Below are 16,553 nucleotides of genomic sequence, written 5' to 3' on the forward strand. Positions count from 1 at the left end.
GTCTGCCTATAACTCCGGCCGAAGGGTGCGCTGCCAAACGCTGCGCACTCATTCCGGCTGAACCGTGGATGGGGAACCATGAACACTTCTATCAGTACCGCCTACAACTACAAGGTGGTCCGCCAATTCGCCATTATGACGGTGGTGTGGGGCATCGTCGGCATGGGGCTCGGGGTTTTTCTCGCTGCCCAGTTGGTCTGGCCCGAACTCAATTTCAATTTGCCGTGGACCAGTTTCGGTCGCTTGCGCCCGCTGCACACCAACGCGGTAATCTTCGCCTTCGGCGGCTGCGCGCTGTTCGCCAGCTCGTTCTACTCGGTGCAACGCACCTGCCAGACCCAACTGTTTGCGCCGAAAATCGCCGCGTTCTGCTTCTGGGGCTGGCAACTGGTGATCCTGCTGGCGGCCATCAGCCTGCCGCTGGGCTACACCAGTTCCAAGGAATACGCCGAGCTGGAATGGCCGATCGACATCCTGATCACCATCGTCTGGGTCGCCTACGCCATCGTGTTCTTCGGCACGATCATGCAGCGCAAGACCAAGCACATCTACGTCGGCAACTGGTTTTTCGGGGCGTTCATCATCACCGTGGCGATCCTGCACATCGTCAACAACCTGGAACTGCCGGTCAGCTTCACCAAGTCCTACTCGCTGTATTCGGGCGCCACCGACGCGATGGTGCAATGGTGGTACGGCCACAACGCCGTGGGCTTTTTCCTCACCGCCGGTTTCCTCGGGATGATGTACTACTTCGTGCCGAAACAGGCCGAGCGCCCGGTGTACTCCTATCGCCTGTCGATCGTGCACTTCTGGGCACTGATCACTTTGTACATCTGGGCCGGCCCCCACCACTTGCACTACACCGCGCTGCCCGACTGGGCGCAGTCGCTGGGCATGGTGATGTCGCTGATTCTATTGGCGCCAAGCTGGGGCGGCATGATCAACGGCATGATGACCCTCTCGGGCGCCTGGCATAAATTGCGCAGCGACCCGATCCTGCGCTTCCTTGTGGTGTCGCTGGCGTTCTACGGCATGTCGACCTTCGAAGGTCCGATGATGGCGATCAAGACCGTCAACGCCCTCTCCCACTACACCGACTGGACCATCGGCCACGTTCACGCCGGCGCGCTCGGCTGGGTGGCGATGATTTCCATCGGCGCGCTGTACCACATGATCCCGAAAGTCTTCGGTCGCGAGCAGATGCACAGCATCGGCCTGATCAACGCGCACTTCTGGCTCGCCACCATCGGCACCGTTTTGTACATCGCCTCGATGTGGGTCAACGGCATCGCCCAGGGCCTGATGTGGCGTGCGGTGAACGAGGACGGCACGCTGACTTACTCCTTCGTCGAAACCCTGGTGGCCAGCCACCCAGGCTTCGTCGTGCGGCTGGTGGGTGGCGCGATTTTCCTCAGCGGCATGTTCCTGATGGCCTACAACACCTGGCGTACCGTGCGGGCCTCCCGGCCTGCCGACGTCGCCGCAGCCGCGCAGATGGCCTGAGGAGTCCGCCATGAAACACGAAACTATCGAGAAAAACGTCGGCCTGTTGCTGCTGCTGATGATCCTGGCCGTGAGCATTGGCGGCCTGACCCAAATCGTCCCGCTGTTCTTCCAGGACGTGACCAACAAACCGGTGGAAGGCATGAAGCCCTACACCGCGCTGCAACTGGAAGGTCGCGACATCTATATCCGTGAAGGCTGCGTCGGCTGTCATTCACAGATGATCCGCCCCTTTCGCGCCGAGACCGAACGCTACGGGCACTACTCGGTCGCCGGTGAAAGCGTCTGGGATCACCCGTTCCTGTGGGGGTCGAAACGCACCGGGCCAGACCTAGCACGAGTCGGCGCACGTTACTCGGACGACTGGCACCGCGCGCACTTGTACAACCCGCGCAACGTCGTGCCGGAATCGAAGATGCCGGCCTACCCGTGGCTGGTGGCCAATCAACTCGACAGCAGCCACACCGAAATCAAGCTTCGCGCCATGCGCACCCTCGGCGTGCCGTACACCGACGACGACATCGCCGGCGCCGTGGCATCACTCAAGGGCAAGAGCGAAATGGACGCGCTGGTCGCCTACCTGCAAGTCCTCGGCACTGCCATCAAGAGCAAGAGGTGAACCGTGCCCATGACTTTTATAGAGAGTGAAATGAGCACTGGAATGATCCGTGGTCTGGGCACAGTCGTCGTCTTCATCGCCTTCGTCGGCCTGGCCCTGTGGGTGTTCAGCGGCAAGCGCAGTGCGCAATTCGCCGAAGCACGCCTGCTGCCGTTCGCCGACGAACCGCAACCCGATATCACCGAAGACACAAGGAGTACCCGGCCATGACCACCTTCTGGAGTACGTGGATCTGCGTACTGACCCTCGGCAGCCTGATCGGCCTGACCTGGCTGCTGATCGCCACCCGCAAGGGCGAAACCAAGGGCAGCGTCGACCAGACCATGGGCCATAGCTTCGACGGCATCGAGGAGTACGACAACCCACTGCCGCAATGGTGGTTCATGCTGTTCGCCGGCACACTGGTGTTTGCCGTCGGCTACCTGATCCTTTACCCGGGCCTGGGCAACTGGAAAGGCGTCCTGCCCGGCTACGAGAACGGCTGGACCGGCGTGCACGAATGGGAAAAGGAAATGGCCAAGGCGGACGCCAGGTTCGGGCCGATCTTCGCCAAATTCGCCGCGATGCCGGTGGAAGAAGTGGCGATGGACCCGCAAGCGCTGAAAATGGGCGGCCGCCTGTTTGCCTCCAACTGCTCGGTGTGCCATGGCTCGGACGCCAAGGGTGCGTACGGTTTCCCCAACCTGACCGACAGCGACTGGCGCTGGGGCGGCAATGCCGACACCATCAAGACCACCATCATGGGTGGCCGGATCGCGATGATGCCGGCCTGGGGTGAAGTCCTGGGTGAAGACGGCGTGAAGAATGTCGCCGCCTATGTGCGTCACGAATTGGCCGGCCTGCCGCTGCCCGCCGACAACAAAGCTGACTTGCAGGCCGGACAACAAGCGTTCAACACCACCTGCGTCGCCTGTCATGGGGCAAACGGCCAGGGCACGCAAGCCATGGGCGCGCCGAACCTGACGCACCCGGCGGGGTTCATCTACGGCACCAGCCTGACGCAGCTTGAACAAACCATTCGTCATGGCCGCCAGGGCCATATGCCGGCGCAGAACGAACTGCTCGGTAACGATAAGGTGCAACTGCTGGCCGCTTACGTTTACAGCCTGTCGCACGCGGCCGGCGCCAAGGATTCGCCGAACGAAGGCCAGGGCGAATAAATTTCGACCGCTCTACTGCCGCATTCACCCGAATGCGGCAGCCTCCCTGCCTCTTTGCGACGCATTGTCGCACCCTCTGAGACTCTTCCTTTCGGTTCCCCGGATTCGGGTCTAAGCTTCCCCCGATGCGGACCGGCAAGCACCGGTTCCAGGTCGACCAGAAGCGAGGTGCCCGACGATTCTGCCCGATGACAGGCCGCAAAGGCCGGTAATACCGGCTGTCGCGCTAATTGCCTTTGGTCAGCCAATCGTTGCGTTTGAACACACCCCGTTACATGTGACCTGAACCCCTCGCCTTTTTAGTTCGCCGGGACATTTTGCCCACGGGCATTTTTGTCCTTACGCGGCGCATGGAAAGGCCGCAGAATCAGCATTTGAAAGCATTGACCCAGGTCATGGCGCGTTGCAATGACCCCCTGCTTTCTACATACTTGCGGCCGATTTTTAATCCTAATAAAACACCCAAACCGTGGAACCTTAGAATGAGCACAGCAATCAGTCCGACTGCTTATAACTATAAGGTAGTCCGCCAGTTCGCCATCATGACGGTGGTCTGGGGGATCCTTGGCATGGGGCTTGGTGTCTTCATCGCCTCGCAACTGGTCTGGCCGGAGTTGAACTTCGGTTTGCCGTGGACGAGCTTTGGACGCCTTCGCCCGTTGCACACCAACCTGGTGATTTTTGCCTTCGGTGGATGTGCACTGTTTGCCACTTCTTACTACGTCGTGCAGCGAACCTGCCAAACGCGACTGATTTCCGACAGCCTCGCGGCCTTCCACTTCTGGGGATGGCAAGCGGTGATCGTCGGTGCAGGCATTACCTTGCCACTGGGTTACACCACCACCAAGGAATACGCCGAACTGGAATGGCCGCTGGCCATTTTGCTGGCCATTGTCTGGATCGTTTACGCGCTGGTGTTCTTCGGCACCATCGTCAAGCGCAAGACCAAGCACATCTATGTCGGTAACTGGTTCTACGGCGCCTTCATCGTCGTGACCGCGATGCTGCACATCGTCAACCACATGTCGCTGCCGGTCAGCCTGTTCAAGTCCTACTCCGCCTACTCGGGTGCGACTGACGCGATGATCCAGTGGTGGTACGGCCACAACGCCGTCGGTTTCTTCCTGACCACCGGCTTCCTGGGGATGATGTATTACTTCGTGCCGAAGCAGGCCGAGCGTCCGATCTACTCCTATCGCCTGTCGATCGTGCACTTCTGGGCACTGATCACCCTGTACATCTGGGCCGGCCCCCACCACCTGCACTACACCGCGCTGCCGGACTGGGCGCAATCGCTGGGCATGGCAATGTCGATCATTCTGCTGGCGCCAAGCTGGGGCGGCATGATCAACGGCATGATGACCCTGTCGGGCGCCTGGCATAAGTTGCGCACCGACCCGATCCTGCGCTTCCTCGTGGTATCGCTGGCGTTCTACGGCATGTCGACCTTCGAAGGCCCGATGATGGCGATCAAGACCGTCAACTCGCTCTCTCACTACACCGACTGGACCATCGGCCACGTACACGCCGGTGCCTTGGGCTGGGTAGCGATGATCTCGATCGGCGCGGTCTACCACATGATCCCGAAACTGTTCGGTCGTGCGCAGATGCACAGCACCGGCCTGATCAACACCCACTTCTGGCTCGCGACCATCGGTACCGTGCTCTACATTGCTTCGATGTGGGTCAACGGCATTACCCAGGGCCTGATGTGGCGTGCAATCAACGACGACGGCACCCTCACCTACTCGTTCGTCGAAGCGCTGCAAGCCAGCCATCCGGGCTACATCGTCCGCGCCCTGGGGGGTGCGTTCTTCGCCACCGGCATGTTGTTCATGGCTTACAACGTCTTGCGTACCGTACGTGCCTCGGATCCGGCTGAAGCCGAAGCCGCCGCCCAGATTGCCGTAGTTGGAGCTCACTGATGAAGCATGAAGCAGTCGAGAAGAACATTGGCCTGCTGGCCTTCTTCATGGTCATTGCCGTCAGCATCGGCGGCCTGACCCAGATCGTTCCGTTGTTTTTCCAGGATGTCACCAACAAGCCGGTCGAGGGTATGAAGCCGCGCCCCGCCCTTGAACTGGAAGGCCGGGATGTCTACATCGCCAACGGTTGTGTCGGCTGCCACTCGCAGATGATCCGCCCGTTCCGTGCTGAAACCGAACGCTACGGCCACTATTCGGTCGCCGGTGAAAGCGTCTGGGACCACCCGTTCCTGTGGGGTTCCAAGCGCACCGGTCCGGACCTGGCCCGTGTCGGCGGTCGTTACTCCGATGACTGGCATCGTGCGCACTTGTACAACCCGCGCAACGTCGTGCCCGAGTCGAAAATGCCGGCCTACCCGTTCCTCGTGGAAAACAAGCTCGACGGCAAAGACACCGCCAAGAAAATGGAAGTCTTGCGCACGCTCGGCGTCCCTTACACCGACGAAGACATCGCCGGTGCCAAGGATGCGGTGAAGGGCAAAACCGAAATGGACGCGCTGGTGGCCTATCTGCAGGGCCTGGGCACCATCATCAAAAGCAAACGGTGATCTGGATGGATATCGGGATGATTCGTGGCCTGGGCACCGTTGTCGTGATGGTGGCCTTTATCGGACTGGCCCTGTGGGTGTTCAGTCCCAAGCGCAAGTCGGAGTTTGAAGACGCGACCTTGCTGCCTTTCGCGGATGATCCCGAAGCCATCAAGCACGTCGAGCAAGCTTCTAGGAGTAACAAAGAATGACTACATTCTGGAGTCTGTACGTCACAGTCCTCAGTCTCGGTACGATCTTCGCCCTGACCTGGCTGTTACTGTCGACCCGCAAGGGCCAGCGTAGCGAGCAGACGGAAGAGACGGTCGGGCACTCGTTCGATGGCATCGAAGAGTACGACAACCCGCTGCCGAAATGGTGGTTCATGCTGTTCGTGGGCACCATCATCTTTGCACTGGGCTACCTGGCGCTGTACCCGGGCCTGGGTAACTGGAAAGGCCTGCTGCCGGGTTACGGCTACCTCGACAACGAGAAGCAGACCCCGTTCGCCAACGGCCAGACCGGCTGGACCGGCGTGCACGAGTGGGAAAAGGAAATGGCCAAGTCGGACGCCAAGTTCGGTCCGATCTTCGCCAAGTTCGCCGCCATGCCAATCGAGGAAGTGGCCAAGGACCCGCAAGCACTGAAGATGGGTGGCCGCCTGTTCGCCTCCAACTGCTCGGTGTGCCACGGTTCCGACGCCAAGGGCGCCTATGGCTTCCCGAACCTGACCGACGCCGACTGGCGCTGGGGCGGCGAGCCGCAGACCATCAAGACCACCATCATGGGCGGCCGTCATGCGGTGATGCCGGCATGGGCTGAAGTGATCGGCGAGCAAGGCGTGGCCGACGTGGCCGCGTTCGTCCTGACCAACCTCGATGGCCGCAAGCTGCCGGAAGGCACCAAGGCTGACCCGGTGGCCGGGCAGAAACTGTTCGCCGGCAACTGCGTGGCGTGCCACGGTCCGGAAGGCAAAGGTACGCCAGCCATGGGCGCACCCAACCTGACCCACCCGGCCGCGTTCATCTACGGTTCGAGCTTCGCGCAACTGCAGCAGACCATCCGTTACGGCCGCCAGGGCCAGATGCCTGCGCAAGAGCAACTGCAAGGCAACGACAAGGTCCACCTGCTGGCCGCCTACGTCTACAGCCTGTCTCACGGCGAGAAGGCAGCGGACGCTCAGTAAGGCAAACGCTTGAAGCAACAAAAAACGGCCCCGCCAGTGTGAATTGGCGGGGCCGTTTTGTTTTTTCGCCCTAATCTCTGGCGCTCGACGACCAATGGTAATGCCCTGTGCCCTCTCTGAGGTTGTGGGACGAGACGCACAGTAGTAACGTTTCTACAAAGAAACTTCAGGAGGGCCAACCATGATGGCCATCACCACCATTTCCAGCCGTGAATTCAACCAGGACACAAGTGGTGCCAAAAAAGCCGCTCGTCAGGGACCGGTTTTCATCACCGATCGAGGCAAACCGGCCCATGTCCTGCTAAGCATTGAGGACTACCAAAAATTGACCGGCACCAGCGCAGACATCGTCGAACTGCTGGTCATGCCAGAGGCAGCCGATTTCGAATTCGAAACCGAGCGCGCCGTGATCAAACATCGCCCTGTGGACCTGTCCTGATGTATCTACTCGACACCAACGTCATTTCTGAACTGCGTAAACCCCAGGCTGACGCGAACGTCGTTGCATGGGCCAAAAGCATCATCGCGCCACGGATGTTCATTTCTGCTATTACCTTGAAGGAACTGGAAACGGGTGTCCTGCGAATGGAGCGCAGGGATCCCACCCAGGGGAAAGTCTTGCGCACTTGGTTGAAGCATCACGTCATGCCGGCCTTCGATGCGCGAATCCTTCCAGTCGATGCCGCTGTAGCGATTCGTTGCGCCAGCCTGCATGTCCCGGACAGAGCCAATGAAAGCGACGCCTTGATTGCCGCCACTGCGCTGGTACATGGTTTGACGGTGGTCACACGCAACGTCGCAGACTTTCAGTCCAGCGGTGTAGAACTGATTAACCCTTGGATCGAATGAGCGGCGAGCTGCGCAAAAACGTCCATAATTCCCAAGTCAATTGATTCAAGTCATTACACCATCAATTGAATTTACCAAACGTGACCAAAGGTCGCACCCGCAGGCTAGAGCGACAGGCGTATCATTGCGCCACTGCAATACCCCTTTTTGACCTCGCTCGGCACGTACTGACCGAGGCACTTTTCCACTGCCGTGGGATGCAATGATGAGCAACCAGATTCCGGTACACGACGTCACGCCACCCACCAAGAACGCGAACAACAGCGTCGACCTCTACGCCTCCAGAGAAAAGATCTACACCCGCGCCTTCACCGGCCTGTTTCGCAACCTGCGGATGACCGGCGGTGCCGTGTTGTTCCTGCTGTATTTCGGTACGGTGTGGCTGAACTGGGGCGGTCACCAGGCCGTCTGGTGGAACCTGCCGGAGCGCAAATTCTTCATTTTCGGCGCCACCTTCTGGCCCCAGGATTTCATCCTGCTGTCGGGCATGTTGATCATCGCTGCGTTTGGCCTGTTCTTCATCACGGTGTATGCCGGCCGGGTCTGGTGCGGCTATACCTGCCCGCAAAGCGTCTGGACCTGGATCTTCATGTGGTGCGAAAAAGTCACCGAAGGCGACCGCAACCAACGCATCAAGCTCGACAAGGCGCCGATGAGCGCCAACAAGTTCCTGCGTAAATTCAGCAAGCATGCCATGTGGCTGCTGATCGGCTTCGTCACCGGCATGACGTTCGTCGGCTATTTCTCACCGATCCGCGAGTTGGTGTTCGACTTCTTCACCGGCCAGGCCGATGGCTGGTCGTACTTCTGGGTCGGTTTCTTCACCCTCGCCACCTACGGTAATGCCGGCTGGTTGCGCGAACAGGTGTGCATCTACATGTGCCCCTACGCACGCTTCCAGAGCGTGATGTTCGACAAGGACACGCTAATTGTGTCCTACGACCCACGTCGCGGCGAAGGCCGTGGCCCGCGCAAGAAAGGCATCGACTACAAGGCCCAGGGCCTGGGCGATTGCATCGACTGCACCATGTGCGTCCAGGTTTGCCCGACCGGTATCGACATCCGCGACGGCCTGCAGATCGAGTGCATCGGTTGCGCCGCGTGCATCGATGCCTGCGACGCGATCATGGACAAGATGGAGTACCCGCGCGGCCTCATCAGCTACACCACCGAGCACAACCTGTCCGGGCAGAAAACCCATAAACTGCGTCCACGATTGATCGGCTATGCCATCGTGTTGCTGGCGATGATCAGCCTGCTGGTGACCGCGTTCTTCATGCGGGCGCTGGTGGGTTTCGATGTCAGCAAGGACCGCGTGCTGTACCGTGAGAACGCCGAAGGCCGGATAGAAAACGTCTACAGCCTGAAGATCATGAACAAGGACCAGCGCGATCATACCTACCTGCTTGATGCTGCCGGCCTGCCGGACCTCAAGTTGCAGGGCCGGCGCGAGATCAAGGTCGCGGCCGGCGATATCGTCAGCCTGCCCGCCGAACTGTCCGTCGCACCGGAAAAACTGCCGTCGAGCACCAACGAGGTGAAATTCATCCTCAAGGACGCCGATGACGACAGCGTCCACATTGAAGCCAAGAGCCGGTTCATCGGCCCACAAAATCGTTGAGAGAACTGAACATGCCCGCAGCAACTGCCGCAAGCCCTTGGTACAAGCACCTCTGGCCATGGATCATCATCGGGATCCTGGCCTGCTCGGTGACGCTGACCTTGTCCATGGTGACCATCGCGGTGAAGAACCCGGACAACCTGGTCAACGACAATTACTACGAGGCCGGCAAAGGCATCAACCGCTCGCTTGACCGTGAACTGCTGGCCCAGAACCTGAAAATGCGCGCCAGCGTTCATCTCGATGACGTCACTGGCGAGGTTGACCTGCGCCTGAGCGGTGACAGCCAGCCCCAGACCCTGGAACTGAACCTGATCTCGCCAACCCAACCGGAGAAGGATCGCAAGATCACCCTGACCCGCAGCGAAACCGAACAGGGTCGCTACGTCGGTCAACTGGGCGACAAGATCGAAGGCCGACGCTTTGTTGAATTGCTGGGCACCCAGGACGACCATATCTGGCGCATGTTCGAGGAAGAACTGGTCAGCCATGACAAGGATCTGCTGCTGGGTGATGAACCATTGCAGGGCGCCGAAGACCTGAAAAAATAAAACCAGCGCTTCGCGCATTCGCGGGCAAGCCCGCTCCCACAAGGCTTTGCATTGACTGCAAAATCGAGATTCACCGCCAATCACTGTGGGAGCGGGCTTGCCCGCGAAGAGGCCCTATCCGACGATAGAGATCCTGCGGTACTAGTGACGACTCAATGACCACCCCACTCTCCTGCTACCACTGCGCCCTGCCCGTCCCGGCCGGCAGCCGCTTCACCGCCGTCGTGCTCGGGCAATCGCGCGAATTCTGCTGCCCGGGTTGTCAGGCCGTGGCCGAGGCTATCATCGCCGGCGGGCTGGAAAGTTATTACCAACACCGCAGCGAAGCCTCCGCCAACCCCGAGGCGCTGCCGGTGCAACTGGTGGACGAACTCGCGCTGTACGACCGCGCCGATGTGCAACAACCTTTCGTGCGCCACGACGGCGAACTCGCCGAAACCACCCTGTTGATGGAAGGCATCAGTTGCGCCGCGTGCGGCTGGCTGATCGAGAAACACCTGCGCACCCTGCCGGCCGTGGCTGAAGCGCGCCTGAACCTGTCCAACCATCGGCTCTACGTACGCTGGACCGATGCTCAATTGCCCCTGAGCCAGATCCTCAGCGAACTGCGCCAGATCGGTTACGCCGCACACCCTTATCTAGCCGACCGTGCCAGCGAACAACTGGCCAGCGAAAACCGTCGGGCCCTGCGCCAGCTCGGCGTAGCTGGGTTGCTGTGGTTCCAGGCGATGATGGCGACGATGGCCACCTGGCCTGAATTCAACATCGACCTCAGCCCCGAGCTGCACACGATCCTGCGCTGGGTCGCGTTATTCCTGACCACACCGATCGTGTTCTACAGCTGCGCACCGTTCTTCAAAGGCGCCCTGCGTGATCTGCGCACCCGCCACCTGACCATGGACGTTTCCGTGTCGCTGGCCATCGGCAGCGCCTACGTTGCGGGGATCTGGACCTCGATCACCGGCGTCGGCGAACTGTATTTCGATGCCGTCGGCATGTTTGCCCTGTTCCTGTTGGCCGGACGCTATCTGGAACGGCGCGCCCGCGAACGCACGGCCGCCGCCACCGCGCAGCTGGTGAACCTGTTGCCCGCCTCGTGCCTGCGATTGATGGCCGACGGCCAGAGCGAGCGCATCCTGCTGAGTGAGCTGCGCGTCGGCGATCAGGTGCTGGTGCATCCGGGCGCGATCCTGCCGGCTGACGGCAAGATCCTCGACGGCCAGTCGAGTGTCGACGAGTCGCTGCTGACCGGCGAATACCTGCCGCAACCGCGCACTCTCGGCGATGCGGTCACCGCCGGCACCCTGAACGTCGAAGGTGCGCTGACCGTCGAGGTTCAGGCCCTGGGCCAGGACACGCGCCTCTCGGCCATCGTCCGCCTGCTTGATCGTGCCCAGGCGGAAAAGCCACGGCTGGCGGAAATCGCCGACCGCGCCGCGCAATGGTTCTTGCTGTTGTCGCTGATTGCGGTCGCGGCGATTGGCCTGCTGTGGTGGCAACTGGATGCCTCGCGGGCGTTCTGGATCGTGCTGGCAATGCTTGTGGCAACCTGCCCGTGTGCCTTGTCACTGGCGACGCCGACCGCCCTCACCGCTGCCACCGGCACCTTGCACAAACTCGGCCTGCTACTGACTCGCGGCCATGTGCTGGAAGGCTTGAATCAGATCGACACGGTGATTTTCGACAAGACCGGCACCCTCACCGAAGGACGCCTGGCGCTGCGCTCGATCCGTCCCCTCGGCGCCCTCGACAGCGATCAATGCCTGAGCCTCGCCGCCGCCCTCGAAAACCGTTCCGAACACCCGATTGCCCGCGCTTTCGGTCGCGCGCCGCTGGCGGCCGAAGAAGTCCACAGCAGCCCGGGCCTTGGCCTGGAGGGGCTGGTTGAAGGGCGACGCCTGCGCATCGGCCAACCGCGTTTTGTCTGTGAACTCAGTGGCGCCGCGACACCGACGATGCCTGAGGAAGCCGGCCAATGGCTGCTGCTCGGCGACAGCCAGGGACCGCTGGCCTGGCTGGTCCTCGATGATCGCTTGCGTGCCGACGCACCGGCGTTGCTCGCGGCGTGCAAGGCGCGGGGCTGGCGCACGCTGCTACTGTCTGGCGACAGTTCACCGATGGTCGCCAGCGTGGCGGCGGAACTCGGCATCGATGAAGCCCGCGGCGGTTTGCGCCCGGACGATAAGTTGCAAGTGTTGCAACAGCTGCACAAGGAAGGCCGCAAAGTGTTGATGCTGGGGGACGGCGTCAATGACGTGCCAGTGCTGGCGGCGGCGGATATCAGCGTCGCCATGGGCTCGGCCACGGACCTTGCGAAAACCAGTGCCGACGCCGTGTTGTTGTCCAACCGCCTCGACGCGCTGGTGCAGGCCTTCAGCCTGGCGCGGCGCACTCGCCGGATCATTATCGAGAACCTGCTGTGGGCCGGGTTGTACAATGGCCTCATGTTGCCCTTCGCCGCCCTCGGCTGGATCACGCCAGTGTGGGCCGCGGTGGGCATGTCGATCAGTTCGCTGACCGTGGTGTTGAACGCGTTGCGCCTGACTCGCCTGCCGGGCGCGCCCGCCCTCGACACTTCGCCAGAAACCCGCCCGCTGCCGGCCTGAGCCGCGCGGGCATGGAGTCCAGATGCCAGCTCTTTACGTGATGATTCCCGCCGCATTGCTGATTGTGGCCATCGCCGTGTACATCTTCTTCTGGGCGGTCGACAGCGGTCAGTACGACGACCTCGACGGCCCGGCCCACAGTATCCTGTTCGACGACCAGGACCCGAACCACACCGCCGCCGTCGATGAGGCCAGCGGCCATCCGGCCAAATCCGACGACAAGGCCCCGCCTCATGCTTGAGTTGGCGCCACTGCTGGTGTCTGCGCTGATCCTTGGCTTGCTCGGTGGCGGGCATTGCCTGGGCATGTGCGGCGGCTTGATGGGCGCGCTGACCCTGGCCATTCCCAAGGAGCAACGCAGCCGGCGCTTTCGCCTGTTGCTGGCCTACAACCTGGGACGAATCCTGAGTTACGCCTGCGCCGGCCTGTTGATCGGCCTGGCCGGCTGGGCGGTGGCCAGCAGCCCGGCGGCGATGTTCCTGCGCATCCTCGCCGGTTTGCTGTTGATTGCCATGGGCCTGTACCTGGCCGGCTGGTGGAGCGGCCTGACCCGCATCGAAAGCCTCGGCCGCGGCTTGTGGCGACATATCCAGCCCGTCGCCAACCGCTTGCTGCCGGTATCGAGTGTGCCGCGCGCGTTGCTGTTGGGTGCGCTTTGGGGCTGGCTGCCGTGTGGCCTGGTTTACAGCACCTTGCTGTGGTCGGCCAGTCAGGGCAACGCGCTGGACAGTGCGTTGCTGATGCTCGCGTTCGGGCTTGGCACCTGGCCGGTGTTACTGGCCACCGGACTCGCCGCTGAGCGCGTCACGGCCCTGTTGCGCAAGCGCAGCGTGCGGATGACGGGCGGCTTGCTGGTGATGCTGTTCGGCCTCTGGACCTTGCCGGGGCCGCACCAGCATTGGCTCATGGGGCACTGATTCTGTGGCAAGCCCCCTCGCCACAAAAGGCTCTTCATACTCCCTCTTGATGCAAATCAAGATGCCCCGCCCCGCCCTCGCATAAAGTGGCCAACACTGCCAGCCAATCCGGGGGAACGCCCGCATGATGCTCGACGCCATTCGTTGGGATACCGAACTGATCCGCCGTTATGACCTGGCGGGACCACGCTACACCTCCTACCCGACCGCCGTGCAATTTCACAGTCAAGTCGGCAGCTTCGACCTGTTCCATGCCCTGCGCGACAGCCGCAAGGCCCAGCGTCCGTTGTCGCTGTACGTGCATGTGCCGTTCTGCGCGAACATTTGCTATTACTGCGCCTGCAACAAGGTCATCACCAAGGACCGTGGCCGGGCGCAACCCTACTTGCAGCGCCTGGAGCAGGAAATCCAGCTGATCGCCTGCCACCTCGACCCGACGCAAAAGGTCGAGCAACTGCACTTCGGCGGTGGCACACCGACGTTCCTCAGCCACGACGAACTGCGCCAGTTGATGGCGCATTTGCGCAAACACTTCCATTTGCTGGACGACGACTCCGGCGACTACGGCATCGAGATCGACCCCCGCGAGGCGGACTGGTCGACGATGGGCCTGCTGCGCGAACTGGGCTTCAATCGGGTCAGCATCGGCCTGCAAGACCTCGAACCGGCGGTGCAGCGTGCGGTCAACCGCCTGCAAAGCCTGGAAGAAACCCGCGCCGTGATCGACGCCGCCCGCACCTTGCAGTTTCGCTCGATCAACATCGACCTGATTTATGGCCTGCCAAAACAGACGCCGGACAACTTCGCCCGCACCGTCGAAGAGGTCACCCGCCTGCAACCGGACCGGCTGTCGGTGTTCAACTATGCGCATCTGCCGGAACGCTTCATGCCGCAGCGGCGAATTAACAGCAACGATCTACCAACACCCGCACAGAAACTGGAAATGCTGCACCGCACCATCGAGCAACTGACGGCGGCCGGCTACCGCTACATCGGCATGGACCACTTCGCCCTGCCCGACGATGAACTGGCGATTGCCCAGGAAGAATCGACCCTGCAGCGCAACTTCCAGGGCTACACCACCCACGGTCATTGCGACTTGATCGGCCTGGGTGTTTCAGCGATCAGCCAGATCGGTGATCTTTACTGCCAGAACAGCAGCGACCTGAACCACTATCAGAACGCCCTCGCCTCCCTTCAACCGGCCACCAGCCGCGGCCTGCGGTGCAACACCGATGACCGCGTGCGGCGCGCCGTGATTGCGCAATTGATCTGCAATTTCAGCCTTGAATTCACCGACATCGAACAGGCCTTCAATATCGATTTTCAGGGCTATTTCGGCGAACTTTGGCCGCAACTGCACAACATGGCCAAGGACGGCCTGATCACGCTTGATCGGGACAGAATCACCGTCCTGCCCGCCGGCCGGTTGTTGGTGCGCTCGGTGTGCATGGTGTTTGATGCTTATCTGGAGCAACACAGTCGTCAGCGCTTTTCACGCGTAATCTAATTCTGCAAGCAAGCAGCCCGGACTGGCCTCGATCTCTTAGGGTGAGTTACCCTTACGGCTTATGTGTGATTTCCCACAAGGATTGAAGAAATGTCCGAGCCAGTAAAACTGCGCGCTCACAATCAAGCCCATTGCAAGGATTGCAGTCTGGCCCCTCTGTGCCTGCCACTTTCGCTGAACCTGGAAGACATGGACGCGCTGGACGAAATCGTCAAACGCGGTCGGCCACTGAAAAAAGGCGAGTTTCTGTTTCGTCAGGGCGATACCTTCGATTCTGTCTACGCGGTCCGCTCTGGCGCACTCAAGACGTTCAGCCTGAGCGACACCGGCGAAGAACAGCTGACCGGTTTCCACCTGCCCAGCGAACTGGTCGGTCTGTCGGGCATGGACACCGAAAAGCACCCCGTCTCGGCACAAGCCCTGGAAACCACTTCGGTGTGTGAAATTCCTTTCGAACGCCTCGACGAACTGGCCCTGCAACTGCCGCAGTTGCGCCGCCAGTTGATGCGCGTGATGAGCCGCGAAATCCGTGACGACCAGCAAATGATGTTGCTGTTGTCGAAGAAGACCGCCGACGAGCGCATCGCCACCTTCCTGGTCAACCTGTCGGCACGTTTCCGTGCGCGGGGTTTTTCCGCCAATCAGTTCCGCCTGAGCATGTCGCGCAACGAAATCGGCAACTACCTGGGCCTGGCGGTAGAGACCGTATCGCGGGTGTTTACGCGCTTCCAGCAAAACGAATTGATTGCCGCCGAAGGCAAGGAAATCCGGATTATCGACCCGATCCAGTTGTGCGCGCTGGCCGGCGGTTCACTGGAAAGCTGATACAAATCGTTGCGGCTGAGCGAAACGGTTCAGCCGCCGTTATACTGCGTCGTTTGCAGCCCTGCCAGGAACACCAGACGATGGTCTTCGACTCCTTCGACATCAAATCCCTCATCCGCCCTGTCATCGACTTCCCGAAACCGGGCGTGATCTTTCGCGACATCACCCCGTTGTTCCAGTCGCCTACGGCCCTGCGCCTGGTGATGGACAGCTTCGCCCACCGTTACGTCGAGGCTGACTTTACCCACATCGGCGCCATGGATGCCCGTGGCTTCCTGATCGGTTCGGTGCTGGCCTATCAGTTGAACAAGCCGCTGGTGCTGTTCCGCAAGCAAGGCAAGTTACCGGCTGACGTGCTGGCCGAGGGCTACGCGACCGAATATGGCGAGGCCTTCCTGGAAGTGCATGCCGATAGCCTGTGCGAAGGCGATTCGGTGGTGATGTTCGATGATTTGATCGCCACCGGTGGCACCTTGATTGCCGCGGCCAACCTGATCCGTCGCATGGGTGCGCGGGTGCATGAAGCGGCGGCGATCATCGACCTGCCGGAGCTGGGCGGTTCGCAGCGTTTGGAAGACATGGGCATCCCGACGTTCTGCCTGACGCAGTTTGCATTGAGCGACAAGTAAGCGGCGCCTTTCAAACCGCCATCGCTGGCAAGCCAGCTCCTACAAGAATTTGTGAGCATCGTAAA

General features: G+C 61.0%; 18 protein-coding genes. All 18 read left to right on the forward strand.

What is annotated here, in order from left to right; genetic code table 11:
* Positions 1 to 78 precede the first annotated feature (78 nt).
* The 18 genes from ccoN (J1D76_RS05060) to J1D76_RS05145 all read left to right on the forward strand — a co-directional run bounded on the left by ccoN (J1D76_RS05060) (position 79) and on the right by J1D76_RS05145 (position 16,488).
* Positions 79 to 1,503, forward strand: coding sequence for a cytochrome-c oxidase, cbb3-type subunit I (gene ccoN, locus J1D76_RS05060; protein ID WP_421137311.1), 1,425 nt, complete (start codon positions 79 to 81; stop codon positions 1,501 to 1,503).
* 10 nt (positions 1,504 to 1,513) lie between these two features.
* The gene (gene ccoO, locus J1D76_RS05065) at positions 1,514 to 2,122 is read left to right on the forward strand and encodes a cytochrome-c oxidase, cbb3-type subunit II (RefSeq protein ID WP_421137312.1); all 609 of its coding nucleotides are present in this window, start codon (positions 1,514 to 1,516) and stop codon (positions 2,120 to 2,122) included.
* A gap of 18 nt (positions 2,123 to 2,140) precedes the next feature.
* On the forward strand, positions 2,141 to 2,332 hold the full coding sequence (locus tag J1D76_RS05070; protein WP_421137366.1) for a cbb3-type cytochrome oxidase subunit 3: 192 nt from the start codon (positions 2,141 to 2,143) through the stop codon (positions 2,330 to 2,332).
* On the forward strand, positions 2,329 to 3,282 hold the full coding sequence (ccoP, locus tag J1D76_RS05075; RefSeq protein WP_421137313.1) for a cytochrome-c oxidase, cbb3-type subunit III: 954 nt from the start codon (positions 2,329 to 2,331) through the stop codon (positions 3,280 to 3,282). The genes J1D76_RS05070 and ccoP (J1D76_RS05075) overlap by 4 nt, the downstream gene beginning before the upstream one ends.
* A 482-nt stretch (positions 3,283 to 3,764) precedes the next feature.
* Positions 3,765 to 5,207: a cytochrome-c oxidase, cbb3-type subunit I gene (gene ccoN, locus J1D76_RS05080; protein ID WP_421137314.1), complete on the forward strand. Its 1,443-nt coding sequence runs from the start codon at positions 3,765 to 3,767 to the stop codon at positions 5,205 to 5,207.
* Entirely contained in the window at positions 5,207 to 5,815 is a 609-nt protein-coding gene (gene ccoO / locus J1D76_RS05085; protein ID WP_421137315.1) for a cytochrome-c oxidase, cbb3-type subunit II, read from the forward strand. Before ccoN (J1D76_RS05080) ends, ccoO (J1D76_RS05085) begins: the two co-directional genes overlap by 1 nt.
* A gap of 5 nt (positions 5,816 to 5,820) precedes the next feature.
* Positions 5,821 to 6,006 carry a CcoQ/FixQ family Cbb3-type cytochrome c oxidase assembly chaperone gene (locus J1D76_RS05090; RefSeq protein WP_003175465.1) on the forward strand — a complete coding sequence of 62 codons (186 nt, stop codon included), beginning with the start codon at positions 5,821 to 5,823 and terminating at the stop codon, positions 6,004 to 6,006.
* Complete coding sequence (ccoP, locus tag J1D76_RS05095; protein WP_421137316.1) at positions 6,003 to 6,980, forward strand: cytochrome-c oxidase, cbb3-type subunit III; 978 nt, start codon at positions 6,003 to 6,005, stop codon at positions 6,978 to 6,980. The genes J1D76_RS05090 and ccoP (J1D76_RS05095) overlap by 4 nt, the downstream gene beginning before the upstream one ends.
* A gap of 184 nt (positions 6,981 to 7,164) precedes the next feature.
* Positions 7,165 to 7,419 carry a type II toxin-antitoxin system Phd/YefM family antitoxin gene (locus tag J1D76_RS05100; protein WP_421137317.1) on the forward strand — a complete coding sequence of 85 codons (255 nt, stop codon included), beginning with the start codon at positions 7,165 to 7,167 and terminating at the stop codon, positions 7,417 to 7,419.
* The gene (locus J1D76_RS05105; protein WP_421137318.1) at positions 7,419 to 7,829 is read left to right on the forward strand and encodes a type II toxin-antitoxin system VapC family toxin; all 411 of its coding nucleotides are present in this window, start codon (positions 7,419 to 7,421) and stop codon (positions 7,827 to 7,829) included. The genes J1D76_RS05100 and J1D76_RS05105 overlap by 1 nt, the downstream gene beginning before the upstream one ends.
* Positions 7,830 to 8,034: 205 nt before the next feature.
* Positions 8,035 to 9,450: a cytochrome c oxidase accessory protein CcoG gene (gene ccoG / locus J1D76_RS05110; RefSeq protein WP_421137319.1), complete on the forward strand. Its 1,416-nt coding sequence runs from the start codon at positions 8,035 to 8,037 to the stop codon at positions 9,448 to 9,450.
* An 11-nt stretch (positions 9,451 to 9,461) separates the two neighbouring features.
* Complete coding sequence (locus tag J1D76_RS05115; protein WP_421137320.1) at positions 9,462 to 10,001, forward strand: FixH family protein; 540 nt, start codon at positions 9,462 to 9,464, stop codon at positions 9,999 to 10,001.
* Between the two features lie 155 nt (positions 10,002 to 10,156).
* Positions 10,157 to 12,607, forward strand: a complete 2,451-nt coding sequence (locus J1D76_RS05120) for a heavy metal translocating P-type ATPase (RefSeq protein WP_421137321.1) — start codon at positions 10,157 to 10,159, stop codon at positions 12,605 to 12,607.
* A gap of 22 nt (positions 12,608 to 12,629) precedes the next feature.
* Positions 12,630 to 12,848, forward strand: a complete 219-nt coding sequence (ccoS, locus tag J1D76_RS05125) for a cbb3-type cytochrome oxidase assembly protein CcoS (RefSeq protein ID WP_421137322.1) — start codon at positions 12,630 to 12,632, stop codon at positions 12,846 to 12,848.
* Positions 12,841 to 13,524 carry a sulfite exporter TauE/SafE family protein gene (locus J1D76_RS05130; protein ID WP_421137323.1) on the forward strand — a complete coding sequence of 228 codons (684 nt, stop codon included), beginning with the start codon at positions 12,841 to 12,843 and terminating at the stop codon, positions 13,522 to 13,524. The genes ccoS and J1D76_RS05130 overlap by 8 nt, the downstream gene beginning before the upstream one ends.
* Positions 13,525 to 13,651: 127 nt before the next feature.
* Positions 13,652 to 15,034 carry an oxygen-independent coproporphyrinogen III oxidase gene (gene hemN, locus J1D76_RS05135; protein ID WP_421137367.1) on the forward strand — a complete coding sequence of 461 codons (1,383 nt, stop codon included), beginning with the start codon at positions 13,652 to 13,654 and terminating at the stop codon, positions 15,032 to 15,034.
* Between the two features lie 90 nt (positions 15,035 to 15,124).
* Complete coding sequence (gene fnr / locus J1D76_RS05140) at positions 15,125 to 15,859, forward strand: fumarate/nitrate reduction transcriptional regulator Fnr (protein ID WP_007995802.1); 735 nt, start codon at positions 15,125 to 15,127, stop codon at positions 15,857 to 15,859.
* A gap of 80 nt (positions 15,860 to 15,939) precedes the next feature.
* Positions 15,940 to 16,488 (forward strand): adenine phosphoribosyltransferase, encoded by a 549-nt coding sequence (locus tag J1D76_RS05145; RefSeq protein ID WP_008057870.1) that lies wholly within the window; start codon positions 15,940 to 15,942, stop codon positions 16,486 to 16,488.
* Positions 16,489 to 16,553 lie beyond the last annotated feature (65 nt).

Origin of the sequence: Pseudomonas sp. NFX15 (assembly GCF_049132105.1) — a bacterium.
GTDB lineage: Bacteria > Pseudomonadota > Gammaproteobacteria > Pseudomonadales > Pseudomonadaceae > Aquipseudomonas.

Coding starts and splice junctions, on each gene's coding strand:
- ccoN (WP_421137314.1), top strand. CDS start 3,765: ATGAGCACAGCAATCAGTCCGACTGCTTATAACTATAAGGTAGTCCGC.
- J1D76_RS05130 (WP_421137323.1), top strand. CDS start 12,841: ATGCTTGAGTTGGCGCCACTGCTGGTGTCTGCGCTGATCCTTGGCTTG.
- ccoO (WP_421137315.1), top strand. CDS start 5,207: ATGAAGCATGAAGCAGTCGAGAAGAACATTGGCCTGCTGGCCTTCTTC.
- J1D76_RS05100 (WP_421137317.1), top strand. CDS start 7,165: ATGGCCATCACCACCATTTCCAGCCGTGAATTCAACCAGGACACAAGT.
- hemN (WP_421137367.1), top strand. CDS start 13,652: ATGCTCGACGCCATTCGTTGGGATACCGAACTGATCCGCCGTTATGAC.
- J1D76_RS05115 (WP_421137320.1), top strand. CDS start 9,462: ATGCCCGCAGCAACTGCCGCAAGCCCTTGGTACAAGCACCTCTGGCCA.
- J1D76_RS05090 (WP_003175465.1), top strand. CDS start 5,821: ATGGATATCGGGATGATTCGTGGCCTGGGCACCGTTGTCGTGATGGTG.
- ccoO (WP_421137312.1), top strand. CDS start 1,514: ATGAAACACGAAACTATCGAGAAAAACGTCGGCCTGTTGCTGCTGCTG.
- J1D76_RS05120 (WP_421137321.1), top strand. CDS start 10,157: ATGACCACCCCACTCTCCTGCTACCACTGCGCCCTGCCCGTCCCGGCC.
- ccoG (WP_421137319.1), top strand. CDS start 8,035: ATGAGCAACCAGATTCCGGTACACGACGTCACGCCACCCACCAAGAAC.
- ccoP (WP_421137316.1), top strand. CDS start 6,003: ATGACTACATTCTGGAGTCTGTACGTCACAGTCCTCAGTCTCGGTACG.
- fnr (WP_007995802.1), top strand. CDS start 15,125: ATGTCCGAGCCAGTAAAACTGCGCGCTCACAATCAAGCCCATTGCAAG.
- ccoP (WP_421137313.1), top strand. CDS start 2,329: ATGACCACCTTCTGGAGTACGTGGATCTGCGTACTGACCCTCGGCAGC.
- ccoN (WP_421137311.1), top strand. CDS start 79: ATGAACACTTCTATCAGTACCGCCTACAACTACAAGGTGGTCCGCCAA.
- J1D76_RS05105 (WP_421137318.1), top strand. CDS start 7,419: ATGTATCTACTCGACACCAACGTCATTTCTGAACTGCGTAAACCCCAG.
- J1D76_RS05145 (WP_008057870.1), top strand. CDS start 15,940: ATGGTCTTCGACTCCTTCGACATCAAATCCCTCATCCGCCCTGTCATC.
- ccoS (WP_421137322.1), top strand. CDS start 12,630: ATGCCAGCTCTTTACGTGATGATTCCCGCCGCATTGCTGATTGTGGCC.